This window comes from Embleya sp. NPDC055664, from assembly GCF_053618075.1.
On the sequence record NZ_JBSHGZ010000030.1, the window covers coordinates 34,428 to 36,136 of the forward strand.

The 1,709-nt window shown below is 68.5% G+C and carries 2 protein-coding genes; both read left to right on the plus strand.

The window, feature by feature from the left end; all coding sequences use genetic code 11:
- The first annotated feature begins 144 nt into the window (after nt 1-144).
- The gene (pdxT, locus tag ACWGR4_RS35160) at nt 145-756 is read left to right on the plus strand and encodes a pyridoxal 5'-phosphate synthase glutaminase subunit PdxT (RefSeq protein WP_380010294.1); all 612 of its coding nucleotides are present in this window, start codon (nt 145-147) and stop codon (nt 754-756) included.
- 75 nt (nt 757-831) lie between these two features.
- The gene (locus ACWGR4_RS35165) at nt 832-1,584 is read left to right on the plus strand and encodes a YebC/PmpR family DNA-binding transcriptional regulator (protein WP_452134140.1); all 753 of its coding nucleotides are present in this window, start codon (nt 832-834) and stop codon (nt 1,582-1,584) included.
- The last annotated feature ends 125 nt before the right edge of the window (nt 1,585-1,709 follow it).

The following is a 1,709-nucleotide window of genomic DNA, read 5'->3' on the forward strand; positions in this document are numbered from 1 at the left end:
CTCTCCGCCAATCCCGTTGTATTTGTGGGGTGGGGTTTTGGTTTTTGTCATTCGGAGCCTCTCCCCCCCCCCGGGGGGGGGGCGGCCCCCCCCCCCCCCCCGCGCCCCCCCCCGGCTCGGTACCTACGACCGGACGAGGTTGACGTGTCCACCACCCCCATCATCGGTGTCCTCGCCCTCCAGGGCGACGTGCGCGAACACGCCATCGCGCTGGCCGAACTCGACGCGATCGCGCGCCCGGTGCGCAAGGTCGAGGAGTTCGCCGACCTCGACGCGCTCGTCATACCCGGTGGCGAGTCGACCACGATGTCCAAGCTCGCGGTCTCCTTCGGCCTGTTCCCGACGCTGCGCGCGCGCGTCGCCGAGGGCATGCCGGTCTACGGCTCGTGCGCGGGCATGATCATGCTCGCGGACAAGATCCTGGACGGCCGCGAGGACCAGGAGACGGTCGGCGGGATCGACATGATCGTGCGGCGCAACGCGTTCGGGCGCCAGAACGACTCGTTCGAGGCCGACGTCCCGTTCGCCGGCCTCGACGGCGGCGACCCCATCCACGGCGTGTTCATCCGGGCCCCGTGGGTCGAGTCGGTCGGCGCCGAGGTCGAGGTGCTGGCCCGGCTGAGCGCCGAGCCGTACGGCGACCGGATCGTGGCGGTTCGCCAGGGCAACCTGCTCGCCACGTCCTTCCACCCCGAGCTCACCCCCGACCGGCGCGTGCACGCGTACTTCGTGGACATGGTCCGTGCCACGCTCTGAGTCCGCGCGCCGGTAGGATCTTCCAGCCTGTACAGGTCCGTGCAGCGCACCCGCGACCCGAAGGAGTAGAGGCGGATGTCCGGCCACTCGAAGTGGGCGACCACCAAGCACAAAAAGGCCGTCATCGACGCCAGGCGCGGAAAGCTCTTCGCCAAGCTGATCAAGAACGTCGAGGTGGCGGCCCGCACCGGCGGCGGTGACGTCGCCGGCAACCCGACGCTCTACGACGCCATTCAGAAGGCCAAGAAGTCCTCGGTCCCGAACGACAACATCGACCGCGCGGTCAAGCGCGGCTCCGGTGCGGAGGCCGGCGGCGCCGATTACCAGTCGATCACGTACGAGGGGTACGGGCCGAACGGTGTCGCGGTGCTGATCGAGTGCCTGACCGACAACCGCAACCGCGCGGCGTCCGACGTGCGGGTCGCGATGACGCGCAACGGCGGCTCGATGGCCGACCCGGGGTCGGTGTCGTACATGTTCACCCGCAAGGGCGTTGTGATCGTGCCGAAGAACGGCCTGAGCGAGGACGACATCCTGGGCGCGGTGCTCGACGCCGGCGCCGAGGAGGTCAACGACCTGGGCGAGACCTACGAGGTGGTCAGCGAGGCCACCGACATGGTCGCCGTGCGCACCGCGCTCGTCGACGCCGGGATCGACTACGACTCGGCCGACGCCAACTTCCTGCCCAGCGTCTCGGTCGAGCTGGACGAGGATGGCGCGCGCAAGATCTTCCGGCTGATCGAGGCCCTGGAGGACAGCGACGACGTTCAGGAGGTCTGGGCGAACTTCGACGTGTCGGACGAGGTCATGGCGAAGATCGACGAGTAGGTCGGATTTCCCGAATGTATGTGGGGGCGACGGCGGGTTGGGTGGGCCCCAACTAAAATAAGGTTAGCCAACCCGCGAACGGGTTGTGTTTATGACAGACAGCAGGAAGCCCCCGGACCCCCCGG